The sequence below is a fragment of the Ornithinimicrobium kibberense genome, assembly GCF_006519705.1.
GTDB classification, from domain to species: Bacteria; Actinomycetota; Actinomycetes; order Actinomycetales; family Dermatophilaceae; genus Ornithinicoccus; species Ornithinicoccus kibberensis.
This window is the reverse complement of sequence record NZ_VFXM01000047.1, coordinates 1-479: the sequence shown is the minus strand read 5'-3', so window position 1 is coordinate 479 and position 479 is coordinate 1. Positions and strand designations below refer to the sequence as shown.

Below are 479 nucleotides of genomic sequence, written 5' to 3'. Positions count from 1 at the left end.
GGGGCTCGGGACATCGGCCTACCGGCCTGCGGCAGATCCGCGCACTTATTAGGCCGCCTAGCGGATGATGGTGGAGTGCGTGATCACTACCCAGAAGACGCAGACATCGACGCTGCTGCGGAGCCAGGCGTGTGCACGGAGCCTGACACGAGCATGACGGGTCCCGCCTTGACGCTCGACGTCGACGGTGAGGTGTTCGAGGTGCGAGCGGATGGACGGGGAGGGACAGACTACGTGTGGAGCAGCGGCCCGAACCCAGGCTACGGGTTCGGCCTCGGCCCGACTCGGGACATGTCACTGGAAGAGCACCGGAAGAACATCCATAACTTCCTCGCGGAGATCGACCCCGCCACTGGCTATCTCCTGGAGGCTTGAGTCCGCTCGCACCGCCGCTGATGTCCGGCGCGTAGTGGACGTGCACAACTCTATGGGCCTCGGCCGGCGCGCTCGGCGGCAAAGATGCTCCTATTGGTGTCAAG

1 protein-coding gene is annotated in these 479 nt (G+C 64.9%); it reads left to right on the top strand.

Features of this window, described 5'->3' with window-relative positions; all coding sequences use genetic code 11:
* Positions 1 to 375: hypothetical protein (locus FJR00_RS15560; protein ID WP_238330548.1), on the top strand; the 375-nt coding region annotated here is incomplete at its 5' end.
* Positions 376 to 479: the final 104 nt, after the last annotated feature.